This is a genomic window from Rohdeia mirabilis (assembly GCA_007750655.1).
GTDB lineage: Bacteria > Planctomycetota > UBA1135 > UBA1135.
In genome coordinates this window covers 3,826,578-3,847,919 of sequence record CP036290.1, presented here as the reverse complement: position 1 = coordinate 3,847,919, position 21,342 = coordinate 3,826,578, and the positions used below count along the sequence as shown (strand labels likewise).

Here is a 21,342-nt window from a genome sequence, read left to right as displayed (position 1 = left end):
GCGGTGCGACGCGGGCGCTCGATCTCGCTCCGAGTTGGGCGGGACCGACGCGCCGAGCATCTGGCTCTAGACTCTGTGGCATGAAGGCTCGCACCCTCGTCATGTTGTCGGCGATCGCACTGATCGCCGTGGCCCTCTTCTGGTTGCTGCGCTCGGGCGGTTCCGACGACCTCGCGGCGCTCGAATCGTCGGGAACGGCCGCGGCCGTCGAGCGCGACGCGGAACGGGTCGACGACCTCGCGGACAGCTCGATCCCGGGCGCTCGCGCGGCGCTCGAGGCGGAACCGCAGTCGGCCGCTGTTGCCGAGACGAGTCCGCAGCCCGACCCGTTCGCCGCGACGGACACCAGCGCCGTGTTCGAGGTGGCGGTGACCCACGCCGAGACGGGGGAGCCGGTCGCCGGCCTGCGCGTCGATCTGTACGGCGCCGCGGACGACGACCCGCGCGGCACGACCGGGGACGACGGCGTGGTGCGCTTCGAGGTCGATGCGCGCGATGCCATCGAAGCGGTGCGCATCCATTCGGGCGCGACGACCGTGGAGCTCTACGAGTCGAAGCTGCCGAACGTCCTGCCGGGCGAAGTCGTGCGTTTCGACGCCGTCGTCGGCGCGGGCTGGAGCATCGCCGGTCGGTGCGTCGACGAGAGCGGCCGGCCCGTGGCCGGTGCGACCGTGCGTGGCTGGTGCCGAGGTCGGAACTACGGGGCGTGCGATCGCGAGGTGGTGGCCGACGGGGACGGGCGTTGGCAGCTCGATCACCTCGGTCCCACTGTCTGGGTCCAGGCGCACCACCCCGAACTCGGCCTCGTCTCGGCGATCGGGCTCTCGCAGTACGAGCGCCCCTCGAAGATGGTCGAGCACAGCCTCCTGCTGGTGCCCGGCATCGACCTCGACCTGCGCGTCGTCGACTCCACCGGACGGGGCATCGAGGGCGTGCGCGTGATGAGCGGCGGGAACGCCGCGAGCCAGACGTTGCTCGCCGACGGCGTCACGCGTTCGATCAGTGCCGGACGCATCGACAGCCGTACGGACGCGAACGGCGACATTCGGGTCGAGGGCCTTCCGCCGCGTACCTACGAGTTCCGCTTCACCCACGAGCCGTACGCTCCCTTCATCGAGTTCGTGAAGCTCGACGGGTCAAAGGTCGTGCTCGAACTCGATTCGGGACTCGGCGTCGGTGGTGTCGTGCTCGACGCAGCCGGCGAGCCCGCCGTCGGCGCGACCGTTCGCATCGGCCCGAACTCCCACGGCGACACGTCTCGCGAGGGTGTCACGACCGACGAGAACGGCCGCTTCGTCGTCGGCGGGTTGTTGGATCCGAAGACGCTGCGCCATGCGCCGTGGATCGTCGTCCACCACGAAGGCCACGCCGTGGAGGTCGTGCAGCCCGTCGTCGTCGCTCCGAACGCGGCCGCGCCTGCCGTCGACGTACGGCTCTCGCGCGGAGACTCGATCACGGGGCGAGTGCTGCTCGACGGGCGCCCGGTGGAAGGCGCGCAGGTGTGGGTCGTCTCGGACCGTGAGATGGACGCGAACTTCTTCGAGCGTCCGAACACCTGGGAGATCGCTGGAGGCGGCGGCGAGGCGAGGACGACGCCCGACGGTCGGTTCGAGCTGACGCACCTGCACCTCGGTGACGTGACCGTGCGCGTCCAGCCGCTGTTCGAGCGCGATCGCGCGATGGACTTCACGGTTCCCGCAGGGGCTCGCGACGTCGACCTCGAGATCACGTCCGAACGGATGCGCGGGATCGTGGTCCTGGGCACGGTGACCGACTTCCGAAGTGGCGCCCCGATCCCCAAGTTCAAGATGCGGCCGACCAACAGCTCTTCGATCGAGGGCGTGGACGGCGAGTACGAGTACGAGAGCTTTCCGTCCGGCAAGCGCGGCATCGACTTCGAAGCGCCCGGCTACATGCTGAAGTCGCTCGGCTACGTGGAGTACCCGGAGGGCGAGAATCGCGTCGACGTGCAGCTCGTTCCCAGCGCGTCCCTGAGCGTCAAGGTCGTGGGGGCCGACGGCCAACCGGTGGGGCTGGGCTGTCAGGTCGAGCTCCACGTGTCTCCGGGCTTCGAGGCCCTGAAGGCACAGCTCGACGAGTACTGGGGAGCGCAGAGGACCCTCGAGTCCGGCGTGGCTCGATTCGACGACCTGCCGGCGCATCCGCTCACGGTCCACGCCTTCGTCCCCGGCGACACGGTCGAGACCACCGTCGATCTCTCGAGCGGCGGCGAGCACGAGCTCGAGATCGTCACGAGCGGAACGGCGCACCACGACCACCGGATCCGGTTCCTCGTGATGTCGGCCGAGTTGGACGCCACCGAAGTCGTCCGGCGCCTGCGTTCAGGTGCGACGGACGACGTGCAGTGGGTCGAGGCGCAGGAGGGACTAGGGCTGCTGCGCGAGCCCGACTTCCTGATCGGCGTCACTTTCCATCTGCCCGAGCCGGACGATGTGGGGTTCGTCTCCATGTGCACGCTGCATCCGCTGGGCGAGATGTATCGCCTCCAGGTCAGCGGCGTGCCCAACGTCGAAGTGAGCGGCGCCGAGATCGCTCTGCGACTCGCGGATGGGGACTGGGAGGTGAGTGCGAGCGCGCAGAACGACCAGACCCGGCAGCAGCTCTCGTTCGACGTCCACTCCGACCTCTCGAACGACGGCAGCGAGCTCGGGGTCGTGCTGTTCGTGGAGTCCGCGCAGTAGAGCGAGGGCGCGCGGTGGTCTGCGCCAACGCGCGCGGCCCGTCCCCGATCGGCTGATCGAGGGCGGGCCGCGCGGTCACCAGCCTGCGCCGCTCAGCTCGGCTGCTTCGTGATGCGCAAGTAGGGCTTGAGCGTCTTCCACCCGGCCGGGAACTTCGCCTTCGCGTCGGCGTCGCTCACGGCGGGGGAGATGATCACGTTCTCGCCCACCTTCCAGTTGGCGGGCGTCGCGATCGGGAACTTCGCCGCCAGTTGCAGCGAGTCGATCACGCGCAGGATCTCGTCGAAGTTGCGTCCGACCGAGGCGGGGTAGGTGATCGTCAGCGCGACCGTCTTGTCGGGCTTGACGACGAACACCGAACGGACGGTCAGCGAGTCGAGCGCCTTCGGGTGGATCATCCCGTAGGCGTTCGCGATCGCGCGGTCCTCGTCGGCGACGAGCGGGAAGTTGAGCGCCGTGCCCTGGGTCTCCTCGATGTCGCCCTTCCAGGCCTCGTGCTCCTTCAGCGAGTCGACCGAGAGACCGACGACCTTCACGTGGCGGCGGTCGAACTCGGGCTTGAGCCGCGCGACCTCGCCGAGTTCCGTGGTGCAGACCGGCGTGAAGTCCTTCGGGTGACTGAAGAGCACGCCCCAGCTGTCGCCGAGGTACTCGTGGAAGCGGATCGTGCCCGACGTGGAGTGGGCTTCGAAGTCGGGGGCGGTGTCGCCGAGTTGCAGGGCCATGTGGGATCGAGGGTTCGGGTGGAGCGGTCGACGGGACGGGAGCCGTTCCGTATGGACGGGTCCCGACCGCACGGACCTGTCCTCGACAGATGTGGTACGCCTCCGCGGCTCGGTGCGCGAGTGAAGAGGCTCGTTTCGTCCGTGGCCGCGACTGGTGCGAGTGCCAGGTGGTCGGGTGGTGGCCGGGGAGGCGAGCGACCCGGCTGCGGACCGGGGTGGCGCGAAGCGCGCGACGGCACGGGCTCCGCGCGCCGAACGGCTCCACGGGCTGCGCGAGTCCGTCCCTCGCTCCCGCGAATCGTCCGCGCGTGCCCGCGTCCGACCGCACCGCCCCTGGGGCCCGAACGGGCCGGCGGCAGGCGGAAGGGGGGGCGCCAGCGCGGAGCGCGGTCTCGGATCAGACGGTGCAGGCCCCCGGAGCCGGCCGCGGGTGGAGGCTGGGAGTCCACGGCCGGTTCGTGGCGCCTGTCCCGGTGCCTGTCTCGGCGCTGGCGGGTCCTCGCTCCGCCACGGCCCGAACCGCTGCTGCCAGATCCACTGCTGCCCGGTCCGCTGCACGTCGGTCCGCTGCGGCCGCGCTGCCGCTCGATCGGGACGTCCCCGCGAAAAAAGCCCCCGGACCGTTGCGTTCGAAGGGGCGATCCTTACCATCCTCGCTCCCTGCGCCGAACGCGTGGCTCTCCGCAGCCTTCGCTCGGCCGATCGAGGGCCCTCTGGGGCCCGCGCGACGGGGCGGGAAACCGCCCTCGAGGGCGCCCCACTGGCTCCTGCCAGCGTGGCTCAATTGGCAGAGCATCGGATTTGTAATCCGAAGGTTGCGGGTTCGAGTCCCGCCGCTGGCTCCATCTCGACCGCTGGTCCGCTCTCGCGCAGAGCAGCCTCCGGCCAGGTGGCGCCCACGCACCGCAGCGATCATCGATCACGGCCGACCGCCCCGGCGGATGGCCGACGCTCACTGACAACGAGATCAGACGTCTGGACGAGACGGGAGCGCCCTGTGCGCGCCGCTCGGCCGGTCGTGTCGCACGTCGAACGACGGCGCACGCCGGACGATCGCGGCCCGGGGTGCGATCGCACCGACTCCCACGACGTTCGTCGCACTCACGAAGCTGCGGTCCCCTCGGCCTGGCGAACTTCCACGGAGTCACTCTCCACGGAACGCCCGCCCGAGGCGCCGCGCCTTCGCGAAACCCATGGGCGGATACCCAAGTGGCCAACGGGGGCAGACTGTAAATCTGCTGGCACAGCCTTCGCAGGTTCGAATCCTGCTCCGCCCACCAGTTCCGCCTGCCCAGTCTTCTCGGGGTGGAGTTCAGCCGGCCGCGCTCGTTCGAGCGGGGGCCCGAAGAATCAGGCACCAGGGTCTGGCGCGGTGCATGCGACGAACGCCACGAGTCGGTTTCGTTGACGAGCGCGCGTCCTCCGCGCCGATGCCCATGGGGCTCGAAGGTGGGGGAGCGAAGGATCCGGGCACGAGCCCCGAAGGATCCGAAGCGGTACGGCGCGGGAGTAGCTCAGTGGTAGAGCGTCAGCCTTCCAAGCTGAATGTCGCGGGTTCGACCCCCGTCTCCCGCTCCACCTCGCTGCCCGCTCGCTGCATGGTGCGCGCTGCACGCTGCAGCGACGCTTCGAAGTGCCAACACGAAGCGCCAACACGAAGCCCCGTCCCGACGTCCGAACCCGCGCTGCGCGGGGAGAGCCGAAGCTCCTCCCGCTGCGCTCGGGTCTCAACGGAACCGGAGTGGTGCGAGCCGCTCCGCGAGCTGCTGTAGCTCAGTGGTAGAGCACTTCCTTGGTAAGGAAGAGGTCACGGGTTCAAGTCCCGTCAGCAGCTCCAACGCCCATCGGGGCGTGCGCCGGCGACGGACGCGCCACGATCCCATCTCGAAACGAACACGTCACTCTCGAACGATCGAGAGCCGGCCCTGTGGCTGGCGAACGATCGACCTGCCCACGGGCTATCGCGAGGTTCACGGCCGTCCGGCCGTGCATCGCGCTCCGCGGGGCTGTCCCTCTCACCACACGACTTAATCAGTCCGCGGGCGTCGCCCGCGCTGCCCCGCACGAAACGAAATGGCTAAGGAAGTCTTCCAGCGGACCAAGCCCCACGCCAACGTGGGAACCATCGGGCACGTCGACCACGGCAAGACCACGCTCACGTCCGTGATCTGCCAGCACCAGGCCTCCAAGGGTCTGGCCCAGGCGCGCAGGTTCGACGAGATCGACAAGGCGCCCGAGGAGAAGGAGCGCGGTATCACGATCTCGACGGCCCACGTCGAGTACGAGACCCCGACCCGTCACTACGCGCACGTCGACTGCCCCGGGCACGCCGACTACGTCAAGAACATGATCACGGGTGCCGCCCAGATGGACGGCGCGATCCTGGTCGTGTCGGCCGCCGACGGCCCGATGCCCCAGACCCGTGAGCACATCCTCCTGGCCCGCCAGGTGAACGTGCCCGCGGTCGTGGTCTTCATGAACAAGGTCGACCAGGTCGACGACGAAGAGCTTCTCGACCTCGTCGAGATGGAGATCCGCGAACTCCTCGACAAGTACGAGTTCCCGGGCGACGACACCCCGATCATCCGCGGTTCGGCCCTCGGCGCGGCGAACGCCCTCGAGGCCGGCAAGCCCTCGGACGACCCGGCCTTCAAGTGCATCGACGAACTGATGGACGCTGTCGACAGCTTCATCCCGGTTCCCGAGCGCGACGTCGACAAGCCCTTCCTGATGCCGATCGAGGACGTGTTCTCGATCAAGGGTCGTGGAACGGTCGGCACCGGCCGCATCGAGCGCGGCATCGTCAACACGGGTGACGCCCTCGACATCGTCGGCATGTCCGACGTCATCGGCAAGACCACCTGCACCGGGGTCGAGATGTTCCAGAAGACGCTCGACGAGGGCCGTGCCGGCGAGAACGTCGGTGTCCTCCTCCGTGGCGTCGACAAGAAGGACCTCAAGCGCGGTCAGGTCCTGGCCAAGCCGGGCACCATCACCCCGCACACCAAGTTCGAGTGCGAGGTGTACATCCTCTCCAAGGACGAAGGTGGCCGCCACACGCCCTTCTTCAACGGCTACCGCCCGCAGTTCTACTTCCGCACGACGGACGTGACCGGTACCGCCAGCCTCCTCGGCGACGCCGAGATGGTCATGCCCGGTGACAACGTCAAGCTCACGGTCGAGCTCGGCACCCCGGTCGCCATGGACGAGCAGCTGCGCTTCGCCATCCGCGAAGGCGGCCGCACCGTCGGCGCCGGTGTCGTTACCAAGATCCTCGCCTGACAGCCCTCGAAGGGGCCGGTTCCATCGCGGACCGGCCCCTTCGATCATTTCTCGCGCGGGGAGCCATCCCCCGGTTCCTCTCCAACGTGCGTGCGCCGGTCCGACCGGCCCCCTCGACCCGGCCCGCCGGCAGCGCACGACGCGCGCCGCGACGCGGCCACCCGAACACGAACCTCGTCCACCCCTCACCAGTCATGACCTACCGGGAAGATCAGGGCCGCATGGCCCGCATGTTCGCCTTCTGGTCGTTGGTGTTCGTGACGTTGTTCGGCTGCTCGTTCCTGTTCGACATGCTGTTCAACAACGTGGAGTCCCTGCGGACCCCGTTGCTCGAACGGCCCCTGCCGATCGTGCGGATCGAAGCCACCGGCGCGTTCCTCATCGCAGCCGTGATCTTTCTCGGACTGACCGCCCTGATCTGGCGCTGGCAGCAGCGTCGCAAGGTCGCGGACTTCCTGATCGACACCGAGCACGAGCTCCGCAAGGTCACCTGGCCGTCCGTGGACGACGTCGTCAACACGTCGACCGTCGTGGTCATCTGCGTGATGATCCTGATGGGCTTCCTGGCGTTCACGGACTGGTTCCTGGGTCGTCTCTTCCAACAACTCCTCGTCGGCTGAGCAGAGACAGAACCATGGGATACAAGTGGTACTTCGTCCGCTGCCAGTCCGGCCGTGAGGACTCGACCCGGCGCCAACTCGAGACGCGCCTGCGCGCCGCCGATCTGCAAGAGGTCGTGCCCCAGGTCCTCGTGCCGTTCGAGCGCGTCACCGACCTCAAGGGCGGCAAGCGACGCATCGTCACCAAGAAGCTCTACCCGGGCTACCTCATGGTCCAAGCGGACCTCGAGGACCCGGAAGCGGTGGGGACGATGAAGGCGCGCGCCACGATGCGTGAGACGCCCGGCTTCGGTGAGTTCCTCGGCCCGCGGCTCGAGCCGACGGCGCTGACCGAACACGAAGTCGCCGAGATCCTCGCTCGCATGTCCGAGTCCGAGGAGAAGCCGCAGGTCAACATCTCCATGTCCAAGGGCGACATGGTGAAGGTCAAGTCGGGCGCGTTCGACGGTTTCGACGGCCAGGTCGACGAGATCAACGCCGAGAAGGGCACCGTCCGCGTCATCGTCACCATCTTCGGCCGCGCCACGCCGGTCGAGCTCGAGTACTGGGAGGTCGAGTCCGTCTGACGTCCGTCCGGACCTGGCTTCGAAGTCGGTGCATCCTCGAACGATGCGCGCCGCGCCGCTCCGGTGCGGCGACCGACGAAGTGCCGCGAACGACCGCGACGACGAACGACGCCAACGACCCCATCGCCGTGAACCCGCTCGGGTTCGCCCATCCAACCATCCAGCGCGTGGAGCGCGTTCCGCGGCCCGAAGCCGCTGCGCTCCGCCAGCCATCCAACGCCGATCGCTCGGCCGACTCCCACCAGCCATGGCCAAAGAAGTCACAGGCAAGATCAAACTGCAGTGCCCCGCGGGGCAGGCCACCCCGGCGCCGCCCGTCGGTCCGGCCCTCGGCTCGCACGGCGTGAACATCGCGCAGTTCGTCAAAGAGTTCAACGACCGCACGCGCGACCAGATGGGGATGATCATCCCGGTCGAGATCTCGGTCTACAAGGACCGCAGCTTCGACTTCATCCTCAAGTCGCCGCCGGCATCCGTGCTGCTGAAGAAGGCCGCCGGTCTCACCAGCGGTGCCAACAACGTCGGCCACGAGATCGTCGGCTCGGTCACCCGCGCCCAGGTCGAAGAGATCGCCCAGCTCAAGATGGCCGACCTCAACGCCCGCGACCTGGACCAGGCCTGCCGCATCATCGAAGGCACCGCCCGCTCCTCCGGCATCGCCGTCAAGGGCTGAGATACACGGCCCGAACGTCGACGCCCGGGCATCGAGTTCCGAGCGTCGACACCCGAACGACGGCTCACTCCCACGTCCGGACGGCCACGCGCCGACCGAACCGACCATCCACGCGCGGCGTCCTCGGACGTCCGCTCACCACGAACCACCCGACGCGGCGCGCACCAGCCGTCGCGATCGAACCCATCCGATCGAGGCGCTCCTGAATGGGGGCGCACGCCGACCGACACCGACAGCCCGCTCCGGACGGAGCCCCGCCCCGCGCGCTCACCGCGCCGGACCACCGGGGCGCTCGGACGTCCGACAGCTCGAGGAACACGATGCCCAAGCGCAGCAAGCGATTCGAAAAGGCCACCGCCCAGGTGGACCGCAACAAGAAGTACGACGCCGTCGAGGCGATCGAACTGCTCCAGTCCCTGCCCGCCGCCAAGTTCGACGAGACCGTCGACGTGGTCGTGAAGCTCGGCGTCGACCCGCGCAAGTCGGACCAACTGGTCCGCGGTGCCGTGTCGCTCCCGAAGGGCCTGGGCAAGGACGTCAAGATCGTCGTCTTCGCCGAGGGCGACAAGGCCGACGCCGCGCGTGAAGCCGGTGCCGACGAAGTCGGTAGCGACGACCTGGCGGACAAGATCGCCGGCGGATGGCTCGACTTCGACGTCGTGATCGCCAGCCCCGACATGATGAAGCACGTCGGCAAGCTCGGTCGCGTCCTCGGTCCGCAGGGCAAGATGCCCAGCCCGAAGAGCGGCACCGTCACGCCGAACGTCGCCGAGGCCGTCCTGGAGTTCAAGGCGGGCAAGGTCGAGTTCCGCACCGACGCGGGCGGCAACGTCCACGCCCCCCTGGGCAAGCGCTCGTTCGCCGCTGGCGACCTGGCCGCGAACCTCTCCGCCTTCCTGACCCACCTGGAGGGCCTGCGCCCGCCGGCGGTCAAGGGCATCTACATGCGCAAGGTCTCGGTCTCCACGACCATGGGCCCGGGCGCGTGGATCAACTACGGCGCGTGATCCACCACTCCGCCTGACTCGAGCCCCGGCCTCGGCCCGCCGCTCGACGAAGGCACCGATCCGCGCACACCGACCAGCGCACGACACCGAACCACCACGCCGCACCACGAACCACCTCCAGCTCCTGCGACCTCCAAGGGTCGAAGGGGCATGCGCGATCTGCGCGGAGGTGCCGGCGAACACGAGGCGAATACGATGCCCAGCGTCCTGAACACCATGCTCCTGCGGGAGCTCACCGACACCTACAAGAGTGCCGACAGCCTCGTCGTCATCTCGATGAACGGGCTCTCGATGAACGAGAACGAGGCGCTCCGCAACCAGCTGGCCGCCGAAGCCGGCGTCCGTCTGCGGATGGTCCCGAACCGTCTCGCCCGTCGGGCCCTGGCCGAAGTCGGACTCGAGTTCGATCGGGACGTCTTCGCGGGGGCGAACATCGGCGTGATGATCTCCGACGCCGAGGGCGCCATCAGCGCCGCCAAGGTCGTCAAGGGACACGGCACCACGAAAGCCGGCAAGGTCGCGTTCCGCGGCGGCGCCCTCGAGGGCAACGTCCTCGGCGCCGACGATGCGAAGGCCATGGCCGAGGTCCCCGACAAGGACACGCTCCGCGCCAAGATCCTCGGCTGCCTCATCGGCCCGGGACAAGGTCTCGTCCGCGTCATCGCAGCCAACCCGTCGGGTCTCGCCCGCGTCATCCAGGCCCACGTCGACCAGGGCGAGGGAGGCGAGTGAGCGCTCAGGCGCCCACTTCCCGACCGACCCCATCCATCGTTCATCGCGCCTCGTTCCGGTTGCAGCCACGTCGCAGCCGGCCGAACGCGACTCGTCAACACCACTGAAACCCCGGCGGTCGCACAGCGTCGACCGCCCATCTCGCGCGCACCAACGCTGGTGTCGCGGGACCACAACGCTTCTGTAGAGCCAACCATGTCCGAAGAAACCAACACCGTCGATCTCGAGCCCGGTCTGCAGGAGATCATGGACAAGCTCGACGGCCTCTCGCTGCTCGACGCCTCCAAGCTCGTCAAGGCCCTCGAATCCCACTGGGGCGTCAGCGCCGCAGCCCCGGTCGCGGTCGCCGCTGCCGTTGGCGGCGGTGAAGCCGCTGCCGAAGAGAAGACCTCCTTCGACGTCATCCTCGAGAGCGGTGGCGACAAGAAGATCCAGGTCATCAAAGAGGTCCGTGCCATCACCGGACTCGGCCTCAAGGAAGCCAAGGAACTCGTCGACGGCGCGCCCAAGCCCCTCAAGGAAGGCGTGTCCAAGGACGAAGCCGAAGAGCTCAAGAAGCAGATCGAAGCCGCCGGCGGCTCGGTCAAGATCGACTGAGTGGACGGGACGGGTTCGCCCGTCCCGCCGTGCCTCCAGGGATCGGTCGGGGCTCCTCGCGGAGACTCGGGCTCGATTCGGATCGGTCGCCGAGTGGCCGGGTCGTCCGCACGACGGCCCGGCTTCGGTGCGTTCCCGACCCGCCCTCACCCGTCGCCAGGCCGTCGAAACGGTCGATCGACGGGAACCGGAGTGGGGGAGGGCCGTTCGACCGAGTCCGGGTCGTCATCACTCGGGAAGGCCGGACCGCGTCGGTCGGCGGGACCCCAGCCTTGACGGGCGGGGCCTCGGTGCCCATCCTGTGGGGTCCACGACCGGCGTTCGACCACCGATCGAGCGGCACCCCTGCGCGCGGCCCCCAGCCGTCCGCTCGGTTGGCGCCCGGCCGGGACTCGGTTCGCCGGGACTCGGTTCGCCGGGACTCGGTTCGCCGGGACTCGTCTCCTGCTACCCATCTCCCGCGACTCGGTTCTCGGTCCCGTCGACGCTCGGTGGGTGGATGCCCGCTCACCTGGTACTCGCCCGTCCGGCCACTGCCCGTTCGACCGGTGCGCACCTGGTCGGCGACGCTCGTACCCGTCGTCGCTCCACACGCCCCGCCGATCCTTCGACCGCCGATCCGCTCACGAACCATTCTGCTCGACCCGTCCGCTCGGGTGCTGCACGTCCGACCGGACGGGTTGCACTCGCGCTCGAGCGACCGCCTCACTCGCCGACCGTCCGCTCGCCCGCCTGCCCGCACCGTCCGCTCCGGCCGTCCGTTCTCGCCGCTCTTCCTTTCGTCGACCGGACCCACTCGCCACCTTCGCTGCGTCCTCCGCGCCCACCTCGAGGTTCCCACCCCGAGTACGGAACGGCCAGCGTGAACGGCGCCTGGGTCTCATGTCCGCGAACTCTCCGCCCGCTCCGATAGCGCCCACCTCCCGACCCGCCACGTGGAACGCGTCCAGCGCGCTCTCTTCCCAAGGATCCTCGTGGTCCTCGGGTGGGAGCGTCGCGTCGCAACCGCTGTGTGGTTCGCGTGGCGCCGAGCGAATGGGCCGGACGACGGAGTCGCGATCGGGTGAGACGCACCCGGGAGTTCGAGGGTTCGCGGAGCAGGTCGTTCGCGGCACCGATCTTCGCGGCACCGTTTCTTGCGGCGTTGTGAACCGGTCGGAGCTTCGCGAGCGGGCGTGGGGGAGTGAGCGGCGCGCCGTTCGCGCGCGCGCCACGACCTGGTCCGAAGCTGTGAGTCCCGTGCTGCGCCTCACGAACACCGAGCGCGCCAGCGCCCGCGAGGCGGAGCACCGTCTCGCGTGCAGCGACCACGGTCCGCTCGCCGCGCGGCCGCTGGTCACCCGCTCGATCCCGTCGCACACGAACGAACGGTCGCCCAGCGTCCGTTCGCGTCCATCGTTCATCGGCCCCGCGTCCGCGCGAGGCTGATTCCACCGTCCGAAGCCCGCCGCCCGCACGCCGCCCGCGCTCGACTCGTCGATCGCCCAGGTGTCGTGATCGACCCTCCAGAGGGTCGCACCCGCTCTTCCACCCATGACGAAGAACCTGCCGCCCGTTCGCAAGTTCTCCCGCTACGGCGACATCGTCGAGGTCCCGAACCTCGTCGAGATCCAACGCAAGGCGTACGACGACTTCCTCATGGTCGAGACGCCACAGGCGGCTCGTACCGATGAGCACGGTCTAGAGGGGCTCCTGAGGGAGGTCTTCCCGATCTACTCGTACGACAAGACCATGTGCCTCGAGTACGTGGGCTACGAGTTGGGTCGTGCGCGCTACACGATCGACGAGTGCCGCAAGCTGCGCCTCACCTACGGCTACCCGTTCAAAGTGCGCCTGCGCCTGATCAAGCCGGAGCCGGTCGAGGAGGAGGTCTACCTCGGCGAGATCCCGATCATGATCGGGGGCGGTGAGTTCATCATCAACGGCTCCGAGCGCGTGATCGTGAGCCAGCTCCACCGCTCGCCGGGCGTCGATTTCTCGGTCGACACCTCGACGATCGACAAGAAGCTGCACTCGTGCTGGATCATCCCGGAGCGCGGTTCCTGGATCGAGCTCAACGTCACGAAGAAGGACCTCCTGACGGTCCGCATCGACCAGTCGGGCAAGTTCTCCGCCGTGACGCTCCTGCGCGCGATGGACGAGAACCTGTCCACCGACGCCGACATCCTGCGCCACTTCTACCCGGCCAAGGTCGTCAAGCGCACGAAGTCGCAGACCGAGAATTCCTTCGCCAAGAACATCACCGGGCGCTTCGCGGTCGGCGACGTCGTGGTGCTGAAGACGGGCGAGGTCCTGGTCGCCTCGGGGACGCAGATCTCCGAGTCCGCGGCCCTCGAGATCGCCGCCAGCGAGCTGGCCCAGGTCGAGATCATCGACGAGAAGCCGGACGACCTCGATCCCCTCATCATCAACAGCCTGGCGGAGGATCCCTGCGCCAGCCACGAAGAGGCCCTGGTCAAGATCTACAGCCGTCTCCGCCCGGGCAACCCGGCCCAGCTGGAGAAGGCGCGCGAGCTCTTCCACGAGAAGTTCTTCGACCCGCAGCGCTACCGCCTCGGTCGCGTCGGCCGCTTCCGACTGAACCGCAAGTACGGCCAGGACGTGCCGGAAGAGGTCCAGGTCCTCCAGCCCCAGGACATCACGAACTCGATCCAGTACCTGCTCGACCTGCGGGCCGGCAAGGGCGAGATCGACGACATCGACAACCTGGGCAACCGCCGCGTGCGGACGATCGCCGAGCTCGCCGCCGAGGAGTTCCGCAAGGGCCTGCTCAAGCTGCGTCGCACCGCCCAGGAGCGCATGAACCTGGAGAGCCCGGAGACGGTCTCCCCGCGCAACCTGATCAACAGCAAGACCTTCTCGAGCGCCGTCGAGTACTTCTTCGGCCGCGGTGAGCTGTCCCAGGTCGTCGACCAGACCAACCCGCTCAGTCAGCTGACCCACGAGCGCCGTCTGTCCGCGCTCGGCCCGGGCGGTCTGAACCGCAAGCGCGCCGGCTTCGACGTGCGCGACGTGCACCTGTCGCACTACGGTCGTCTGTGCCCGATCGAAACGCCGGAAGGCTCGAACATCGGTCTGATCTCGTCGCTCGCGCTCTACTCGCGCCTCGACGACTACGGCTTCCTGACCGCGCCGTACCGCAAGGTGCGCGCCGGCATCCTGACGGAAGAGGTCGAGTACCTGCGCGCCGACCAGGAGTCGGGCGCGGTCATCGCACCCGCCGACGCCGCCGACCGCGACGGCAACCTGCGCGGCCCGCGCGTGCTCGTGCGCAAGGACGGTGACAACTACGAGGTGGCGCCGGAGGAGGTCGACTACGTCGACGTCTCGCCGCGCCAGATCGTCGGTGTGTCCGCCGCTCTGATCCCGTTCCTCGAGCACGACGACGCGAACCGCGCGTTGATGGGCTCGAACATGCAACGGCAGGCGGTTCCGCTCGTCGTCCAGGAGCCGCCCACGGTCGGCACCGGCATGGAGTCGATCGTGGCGAAGAACACGGACATGAGCGTCCGCGCCAAGAACGCGGGCACCGTGCGCTACGCCGACAGCCAGGTCATCATCGTCGACGAGGACGAGTACCAGTTGACGAAGTACCGCGGCCTCAACGAGCGCACCTGCCAGAACCACGTCCCGCGCGTGGTCGAGGGCGAGGTCGTCGAAGAGGGCCAGCTGCTCGCCGACGGCGCCTCGTCCTTCATGGGCGAACTGTCGCTCGGCAAGAACATCCTGGTGGCGTTCATGCCCTGGGACGGCTTCAACTACGAGGACGCGATCCTCGTCTCGGAGAAGCTCGTCCGCGAGGACGTCTTCACCTCGATCCACATCGAGGAGTACGAGGTCGAGATCCGCGAGACCAAGCTCGGCAAGGAGGAATTCACGCGCGACATCCCGAACGTGGGTGAGAAGGCGCTCTCCATGCTCGACGAGGGCGGCATCGTGCAGACCGGCACCAACGTGCAGGCCGGGGACATCCTGGTCGGCAAGGTGGCGCCGAAGAGCAAGAGCGAGCTCACCCCCGAGGAGAAACTGCTGCACGCGATCTTCGGTCGCGCCGGCGTGGACGTGAAGAACGCGTCGCTGACGATGCCCCCCGGCACCACCGGCGTGGTCATCGACACGCAGAAGTTCTCGCGCCGCGTGAACCTGACCCAGGAGGAGCGCAACAAGGTGCTCACCCAGATCCGCGATGCGGAGACCGACTTCCTGCGAGCCTTCCGCGAGTACACCTCGATGATGCTCAAGGACGTCAGCCGCATCCTGGGCACGGAGATCATCGACAGCCAGACGAACAAGCCGTTGGCCTTCGACGACACCGCGACCTTCGACGAGCTGCGTCGCGTCAAGCTCCTGTGCGTCGCGGCGGCCGAGGAGTCCGGCGACGAGAAGAAGCGCGCCGACGCCGATCGCACGATCAACGAGTTCCAGGGCCGCATCGAGAACAAGGAGTCGGAGAAGAACAAGGTCGTCAACCGCCTCAGCCGCGGTGACGAGCTTCCGACCGGCGTGCTCGAGATGGTCAAGGTCTACGTCGCCACGAAGCGCCACCTGTCGGTCGGCGACAAGATGGCCGGCCGTCACGGCAACAAGGGTGTGGTCTCCAAGATCATGCCGATGGAGGACATGCCGTACCTCGAGGACGGAACGCCCGTCGACATCGTGCTCAACCCGCTCGGCGTGCCGAGCCGGATGAACGTGGGTCAGATCCTCGAGACGCACCTCGGACTCGCCGGCCGCGTGCTCGGCTGTCGCTTCTACACGCCCGCCTTCGACGGTGCGGAGGAGAGCGACATCGAAGCCGCCCTCGAGGAGGCCGGACTGCCCAAGACGGGCAAGTTCAAGCTCCACGACGGTCGCACCGGCAGTCGCTTCGAGCAGGACGTGACCGTCGGCGTCATGTACATGCTGAAGCTGCACCACCTCGTCGACGAGAAGGTGCACGCCCGTGCCACCGGCCCGTACAGCCTCATCACCCAACAGCCCCTCGGCGGCAAGGCGCGCTTCGGCGGCCAACGCTTCGGGGAGATGGAGGTGTGGGCGCTCGAGGCCTACGGCGCCGCCGCGATCCTCCAGGAGCTCCTGACCGTCAAGTCGGACGACGTCGACGGTCGCACCAAGATCTACGAGTCGATGGTCAAGGGCCTCAACATCCTCGAGCCCGGCACCCCGGTGTCGTTCGAAGTGCTCTGCAACGAGATCAAGGGCCTCGGCCTGAACATCGAGCTGCAGAAGAAGTCCGGCCTGTAAGGCCCCACGGCACCGCCAACGGTCGCCGCGCGCCCGCCGGCGCGTCGCTCCCTCACGCTGGGGAGCGACGCGCCGCACGGCGGGCCGCCCGACCACCCGAACACCACGTCCAACCCGCTCGCGCCTCGCCCCACGGCGCCACCTGCGCGAGCACCCGCGACCTCACCGCTTCCCAAGCGCACCCTCGAGCCGCCCCATCACGATGGTCGACAACGTCTACAACCGCATCAACGACTACGGCAGCGTCAAGATCAGCCTCGCTTCGCCCGAGGACATCCGCTCCTGGTCCTACGGCGAGGTCAAGAAGCCGGAGACGATCAACTACCGGACCTACCGTCCGGAACGCGACGGTCTCTTCTGCGAGCGCATCTTCGGTCCCGAGCGCGACTGGGAGTGTGCCTGCGGCAAGTACAAGGGCATCAAGCACAAGGGCATCGTCTGCGACAAGTGCGGCGTGATGGTCACCCACAGCCGCGTGCGTCGCAAGCGGATGGGCCACATCAACCTGGCCGCCCCGATCGCGCACATCTGGTTCTTCAAGGCCATGCCGAGCCGTCTCGGGACGCTGCTCGACATGAAGACGAGCAACCTCGAGCGCGTCGTCTACTTCCAGGACTACATCGTCGTCGACCCCGGTGACACGCCCCTCGAGGAGAAGCAACTCCTCACCGAGGACGAGTACCGCCAGTCGCGCGCGAAGTACGGCTCGGAGTTCGAAGCCGACATGGGCGCCGAGGCGGTCAAGAAGATGCTCCGGCGTCTCGACCTCCAGCGCCTCTCGGACGAGCTGCGCGAAGAGCTCCTGTCGACGCGCTCCAAGCAGCGTCAGAAGGACATCATCAAGCGGCTCAAGACCGTCGAGATGCTGCGCGACTCGGGCAACGACTCCGAGTGGATGGTCTTCGACGTCATCCCGGTCATCCCGCCGGACCTGCGTCCGCTCGTGCTGCTCGACTCGGGCAACTTCGCGACCAGTGACCTCAACGACCTCTACCGTCGTCTGATCAACCGGAACAACCGTCTCAAGAAGCTGCTCGACCTCAACGCCCCCGAGGTCATCATCCGCAACGAGAAGCGGATGCTGCAGCAGTCGGTCGACGCCCTGTTCGACAACGGCCGCTGCCGTCGCCCGGTGCTCGGTTCGTCGAATCGCCCGCTCAAGTCCCTCACGGACATGATCAAGGGCAAGCAGGGGCGTTTCCGCGAGAACCTGCTCGGCAAGCGCGTGGACTACTCCGCGCGTTCGGTCATCGTCGTCGGCCCGGAGCTGCGTCTGCACCAGTGCGGCCTGCCCAAGAAGGTCGCCCTCGAGCTGTTCCAGCCGTTCATCATCCGGCGCCTCAAGGAGCTGGGCCTGGCCGACACGATCAAGTCGGCCAAGCGCATGCTCGAGCGCCGCGACGAAGAGGTCTGGGACATCCTCGACGAGGTGATCCGCGACCACCCGGTGCTCCTCAACCGCGCGCCCACGCTCCACCGCATGGGCATCCAGGCCTTCGAGCCGACGCTGATCGAGGGCAACGCCATCCGTCTGCACCCGCTGGTCTGTGGCGGCTTCAACGCCGACTTCGACGGCGACCAGATGGCCGTCCACCTGCCGTTGTCGTTCGAGGCCCAGATCGAGGCCGCGACGCTGATGCTGGCGACGAACAACATCTTCTCGCCCGCGAACGGTGCGCCGATCATCGCGCCGTCCCAGGACATGGTGCTCGGGATCTTCTACCTCACGAAGAACCCGCACGACTCGATCGTGAACGCCAAGCACTTCTCCAGCTTGGACGAGCTGTTCCTCGCCTACGGCCACGGCCTGACGCACACCCACCGCCCGGTGCGCGTGCGGATGGAGCCGGGCACGATGGTCAAGCTCGGCATGACCGACGAGCCGATCGTCGTCGAAGAGGGGGGCAAGGTCACTCTCGTCGACCCGCCGGCCGAAGGCTCCGAGGACGAGGTCGGCACCGAGCGTCGCCAGTACCTTCTGAGCACGATCGGTCGCGCGATCTTCAACGACATCCTTCCCGAGGGGATGCCGTACTACAACTACGAGCTCAGCAAGAAGGGCATCAGCGGTCTGATCAACGACTGCCACCGCCTGCTCGGTCGCGACGCGACGCTGACGCTGCTCGACGACCTCAAGGATCTCGGCTTCAAGGCCGCGACCCGCGCCGGTCTGTCCTTCGCCAAGGACGACATGCGCATCCCGGCGGTCAAGCAGCAGATCCTCGACGACACGCAGGCCGAGATCGACAAGGTCGAGGACGCGTTCCAGAAGGGCGTCATCACCGACGGTGAGCGCTACCTGAAGATCATCGACTTCTGGACCAGCGCCCGTGAGAAGGTCGGCCAGGAGCTCATGGCCATCCTCGGCAAGGACCACACCGAGGGCGACGTCTACGTCAACCCGATCTACTGCATGGTCACGTCGGGCGCCCGTGGCTCGATCGACCAGATCCGTCAGCTCGCCGGTATGCGCGGTCTGATGGCCAAGCCCTCGGGCAAGATCATCGAGACGCCGATCAAGGCGAACTTCCGCGAAGGCCTGAAGGTGCTCGAGTACTTCTCGTCCACCCACGGTGCGCGGAAGGGTCTGGCCGACACGGCGCTCAAGACGGCCGACGCCGGTTACCTGACGCGCAAGCTGACGGACGTGGCGCAGAACGTGGTCATCACCGCGGACGACTGCGGCACGCCGAACGGTGTGTTCAAGCAGGCCGTCTACAAGGGTGAGAAGCTGGTGGTCAGTCTGCCGCAGGCCATTCGTGGTCGCGTGGCGCGTCAGACGATCGTCGATCCGATCACGGACGAGACGATCGTCCGCGAGAACGAGATCATCACCGAGGACGTGGCCGCCAAGATCGACGCCCTGGGCATCGAGAAGATGCAGGTCCGCAGCCCGCTCACCTGTGAGACTGGCCTCGGCATCTGCGCCCGCTGCTACGGCATGGACCTCTCGCGCGGCACGATCGCCGAGCGCGGTCTCGCCGTCGGCATCATCGCGGCCCAGTCGATCGGTGAGCCGGGTACCCAGCTGACGATGCGCACGTTCCACATCGGTGGCACGGCGAGTCGTTCGGTCGAGGACTCGGAGATCCGCACGCGTCGTGCCGGTCAGGTCAAGTACGAGGGCCTCAAGGTCGTCGTCAACCGCGAGAAGGAGGACGTGGCCCTGTCCCGCAGCGGCGCGATCCTGATCGTGGACGAGCGCGGGCGCGAGCTCGAGCGCTACGAGATCCTGATCGGTTCGGTCATCCGCGTGAAGAACGGCGTCCAGGTCGAGGCCGGCGACGCGCTCTGCACCTGGGACCCGCACCACGTGCCGATCCTCGCGGAGTTCAAGGGCAAGATCCGCTACGAGGACCTGATCGAGGGCAAGACGCTGCGCATGGAGCGTGACTCCCGCCGCGGCATCACGCGTCGACAGGTCATGGAGCACAAGGGTGACCTGCACCCGCAGCTCGTCCTCGAGGACAAGAACGGCGAGGTCCTCGCCCTCTACCCGATTCCCGAGCGCGCCTACATCGAGGTCGACGACGGCAAGACGATCGATGCCGGTGACCTGCTGGCGAAGACGTCGCGCGAGATCGGCGGTACCCAGGACATCACGGGCGGTCTGCCGCGCGTGACCGAGCTCTTCGAGGCTCGCCGTCCGAAGGAACCGGCCGTCATCGCGGAGATCGACGGTGTGATCGAGCTGGGCGACAAGAAGCGCGGCAAGCGCACGATCATCGTCAAGGCGCTCGACGAGAAGGGCGCCGAGATCGAGGTCCGCGAGCACGCCGTGCCCCAGGGCAAGCACCTGCGCGTCCACAAGGGCGACGAGGTCAACGCCGGTGACCCGTTGGTCGACGGCCCGCTGGTGCCGCACGACATCCTCGCGATCAAGGGCGAGGAGACGGTGCAGCACTACCTGCTCGGCCAGATCCAGGAGGTCTACCGTTCCCAGGGCGTGCCGATCGACGACAAGCACATCGAGATCATCGTCGGACAGATGATGCGCAAGGTGCAGGTCAACGATCCGGGCGACTCCGAGTTCCTCCCCGGCGCGGTCGTGGACAAGTTCCGCTTCCGGCAGGAGAACGCGCGTCTGCGCAAGGAACGCAAGAAGCCCGCGACCGGTCAGACCCTGCTGCTGGGCGTGACGAAGGCGTCGCTCTCCTCCGAGTCGTTCATCTCGGCCGCTTCCTTCCAGGAGACGACCAAGGTGCTCACCGAGGCCGCGATCGCCGGCAAGCGCGACTTCCTCGTCGGCCTCAAGGAGAACGTCATCCTCGGCCACATGGTCCCGACCGGAACCGGCTTCCGCGACCACTACCGGACGCGGGTGAAGAAGAACATCGACTTCGGCGAGATCAGCCGCAGCTTCGGCTCGGGTTCCGGTTCCGACGACGCGATGGAAGCCCTGCTCGCCACGAGTTTCGACGACCTCACCTCGAGCGACAGCTCCTCCGCCGCGTCCCTGCCCGATCCGCTCGGGATGGGGGCGCCGGCGAGCGACGAGTCGACCGAGACCCCCGACGAGGCGCCCACGTCCACGGACGAAGCCGCCGCCAACTGACCTCTCGCCGACGGCCGAGCCCGCACCGGGCGTCCTCCGCGTGGGGGCGTCCGTGAAGCTCCTCCTGCCGGCTCCGCCCAGGGCCCCCGGGCGCCGGGAGCGACCACATCGCTCCTGGCGCTTGACGCCCGCCCCGACCTCCCTACACTACTCGGCCCTCCAGCGCCGGATCCGCCCCCTCGGAGCACAGACTCCAGACGGATCGCGAGGCGCGAGGCCCACTCCCAAGTCATGCCCACGATCAACCAGCTCGTCCGCAAGGGACGCAAGAAGATCAAGAAGCGCTCGAAGTCGCCCGTGCTCGAGGCATGCCCCCAGAAGCGGGGCGTGTGTCTGCAGGTGAAGACCCAGACGCCGAAGAAGCCGAACTCCGCTCTGCGCAAGATCGCGCGTGTGCGTCTGTCGAACGGCAAAGAGATCACCGCCTACATCCCGGGCGAGGGGCACAACCTGCAGGAGCACTCGATCGTGCTCGTGCGCGGCGGCCGTGTTCGCGACCTTCCGGGTGTGCGCTACCACATCCTGCGCGGAACCATGGACGCCTCGGGCGTCGACGGCCGTAACCGCAGCCGCTCCAAGTACGGCACCAAGCGCCCGAAGAAGTAGGGCCGACACTCCTTCCGAGCGGAGCGGCATGAC

At 67.9% G+C, this 21,342-nt stretch carries 12 protein-coding genes and 4 tRNA genes; 15 read left to right on the top strand and 1 reads right to left on the bottom strand.

The features are described 5' to 3' along the window. Positions 1–80 precede the first annotated feature (80 nt). Entirely contained in the window at positions 81–2,702 is a 2,622-nt protein-coding gene (locus tag Pla163_RS14395; protein WP_145189876.1) for a carboxypeptidase-like regulatory domain-containing protein, read from the top strand. A gap of 92 nt (positions 2,703–2,794) precedes the next feature. Here the strand turns inward: Pla163_RS14395 and Pla163_RS14390 are convergent, their stop codons facing one another. Further along, entirely contained in the window at positions 2,795–3,427 is a 633-nt protein-coding gene (locus tag Pla163_RS14390; protein ID WP_145189873.1) for a peroxiredoxin, read from the bottom strand. 769 nt (positions 3,428–4,196) lie between these two features. Here Pla163_RS14390 and Pla163_RS14385 point away from each other — a divergent pair. The 14 genes from Pla163_RS14385 to rpsL all read left to right on the top strand — a co-directional run bounded on the left by Pla163_RS14385 (position 4,197) and on the right by rpsL (position 21,309). Then, positions 4,197–4,272, top strand: a tRNA-Thr gene (locus Pla163_RS14385). A gap of 350 nt (positions 4,273–4,622) precedes the next feature. After that, positions 4,623–4,707, top strand: a tRNA-Tyr gene (locus Pla163_RS14380). A 223-nt stretch (positions 4,708–4,930) separates the two neighbouring features. Continuing rightward, positions 4,931–5,005: transfer RNA gene (locus Pla163_RS14375), tRNA-Gly, on the top strand. A gap of 184 nt (positions 5,006–5,189) precedes the next feature. Continuing rightward, positions 5,190–5,264: transfer RNA gene (locus Pla163_RS14370), tRNA-Thr, on the top strand. Positions 5,265–5,500: 236 nt separating this feature from the next. After that, positions 5,501–6,709 carry an elongation factor Tu gene (gene tuf, locus Pla163_RS14365; RefSeq protein WP_145189870.1) on the top strand — a complete coding sequence of 403 codons (1,209 nt, stop codon included), beginning with the start codon at positions 5,501–5,503 and terminating at the stop codon, positions 6,707–6,709. Positions 6,710–6,903: 194 nt separating this feature from the next. Continuing rightward, positions 6,904–7,329 carry a preprotein translocase subunit SecE gene (gene secE, locus Pla163_RS14360; protein ID WP_145189867.1) on the top strand — a complete coding sequence of 142 codons (426 nt, stop codon included), beginning with the start codon at positions 6,904–6,906 and terminating at the stop codon, positions 7,327–7,329. 14 nt (positions 7,330–7,343) lie between these two features. Then, a complete protein-coding gene (gene nusG / locus Pla163_RS14355; protein WP_145189864.1) occupies positions 7,344–7,895 on the top strand; it encodes a transcription termination/antitermination protein NusG in 552 nt (183 codons plus the stop codon). Positions 7,896–8,142: 247 nt separating this feature from the next. Further along, entirely contained in the window at positions 8,143–8,568 is a 426-nt protein-coding gene (rplK, locus tag Pla163_RS14350) for a 50S ribosomal protein L11 (RefSeq protein WP_145189861.1), read from the top strand. A 320-nt stretch (positions 8,569–8,888) separates the two neighbouring features. Further along, positions 8,889–9,575, top strand: a complete 687-nt coding sequence (gene rplA / locus Pla163_RS14345; protein ID WP_145189858.1) for a 50S ribosomal protein L1 — start codon at positions 8,889–8,891, stop codon at positions 9,573–9,575. Between the two features lie 195 nt (positions 9,576–9,770). Then, positions 9,771–10,307 (top strand): 50S ribosomal protein L10, encoded by a 537-nt coding sequence (rplJ, locus tag Pla163_RS14340; RefSeq protein ID WP_419185955.1) that lies wholly within the window; start codon positions 9,771–9,773, stop codon positions 10,305–10,307. 246 nt (positions 10,308–10,553) lie between these two features. Then, positions 10,554–10,904 (top strand): 50S ribosomal protein L7/L12, encoded by a 351-nt coding sequence (gene rplL / locus Pla163_RS14335; RefSeq protein ID WP_419186498.1) that lies wholly within the window; start codon positions 10,554–10,556, stop codon positions 10,902–10,904. 1,533 nt (positions 10,905–12,437) lie between these two features. Next, positions 12,438–16,148, top strand: coding sequence for a DNA-directed RNA polymerase subunit beta (gene rpoB / locus Pla163_RS14330; protein ID WP_145189849.1), 3,711 nt, complete (start codon positions 12,438–12,440; stop codon positions 16,146–16,148). A gap of 202 nt (positions 16,149–16,350) precedes the next feature. Continuing rightward, positions 16,351–20,703 (top strand): DNA-directed RNA polymerase subunit beta', encoded by a 4,353-nt coding sequence (gene rpoC / locus Pla163_RS14325; protein WP_145189846.1) that lies wholly within the window; start codon positions 16,351–16,353, stop codon positions 20,701–20,703. Between the two features lie 231 nt (positions 20,704–20,934). Beyond that, positions 20,935–21,309, top strand: coding sequence for a 30S ribosomal protein S12 (gene rpsL / locus Pla163_RS14320; protein WP_145189843.1), 375 nt, complete (start codon positions 20,935–20,937; stop codon positions 21,307–21,309). The last annotated feature ends 33 nt before the right edge of the window (positions 21,310–21,342 follow it).

What these genes read in the sequence shown, in the direction of transcription:
- nusG (WP_145189864.1), top strand. Translation starts at nt 7,344, where the DNA reads ATGGGATACAAGTGGTACTTCGTCCGCTGCCAGTCCGGCCGTGAGGAC.
- rpsL (WP_145189843.1), top strand. Translation starts at nt 20,935, where the DNA reads ATGCCCACGATCAACCAGCTCGTCCGCAAGGGACGCAAGAAGATCAAG.
- tuf (WP_145189870.1), top strand. Translation starts at nt 5,501, where the DNA reads ATGGCTAAGGAAGTCTTCCAGCGGACCAAGCCCCACGCCAACGTGGGA.
- rpoC (WP_145189846.1), top strand. Translation starts at nt 16,351, where the DNA reads ATGGTCGACAACGTCTACAACCGCATCAACGACTACGGCAGCGTCAAG.
- rplA (WP_145189858.1), top strand. Translation starts at nt 8,889, where the DNA reads ATGCCCAAGCGCAGCAAGCGATTCGAAAAGGCCACCGCCCAGGTGGAC.
- Pla163_RS14390 (WP_145189873.1), bottom strand. Translation starts at nt 3,427, where the DNA reads ATGGCCCTGCAACTCGGCGACACCGCCCCCGACTTCGAAGCCCACTCC.
- rplK (WP_145189861.1), top strand. Translation starts at nt 8,143, where the DNA reads ATGGCCAAAGAAGTCACAGGCAAGATCAAACTGCAGTGCCCCGCGGGG.
- rplL (WP_419186498.1), top strand. Translation starts at nt 10,554, where the DNA reads ATGGACAAGCTCGACGGCCTCTCGCTGCTCGACGCCTCCAAGCTCGTC.
- Pla163_RS14395 (WP_145189876.1), top strand. Translation starts at nt 81, where the DNA reads ATGAAGGCTCGCACCCTCGTCATGTTGTCGGCGATCGCACTGATCGCC.
- secE (WP_145189867.1), top strand. Translation starts at nt 6,904, where the DNA reads ATGACCTACCGGGAAGATCAGGGCCGCATGGCCCGCATGTTCGCCTTC.
- rpoB (WP_145189849.1), top strand. Translation starts at nt 12,438, where the DNA reads ATGACGAAGAACCTGCCGCCCGTTCGCAAGTTCTCCCGCTACGGCGAC.
- rplJ (WP_419185955.1), top strand. Translation starts at nt 9,771, where the DNA reads ATGCCCAGCGTCCTGAACACCATGCTCCTGCGGGAGCTCACCGACACC.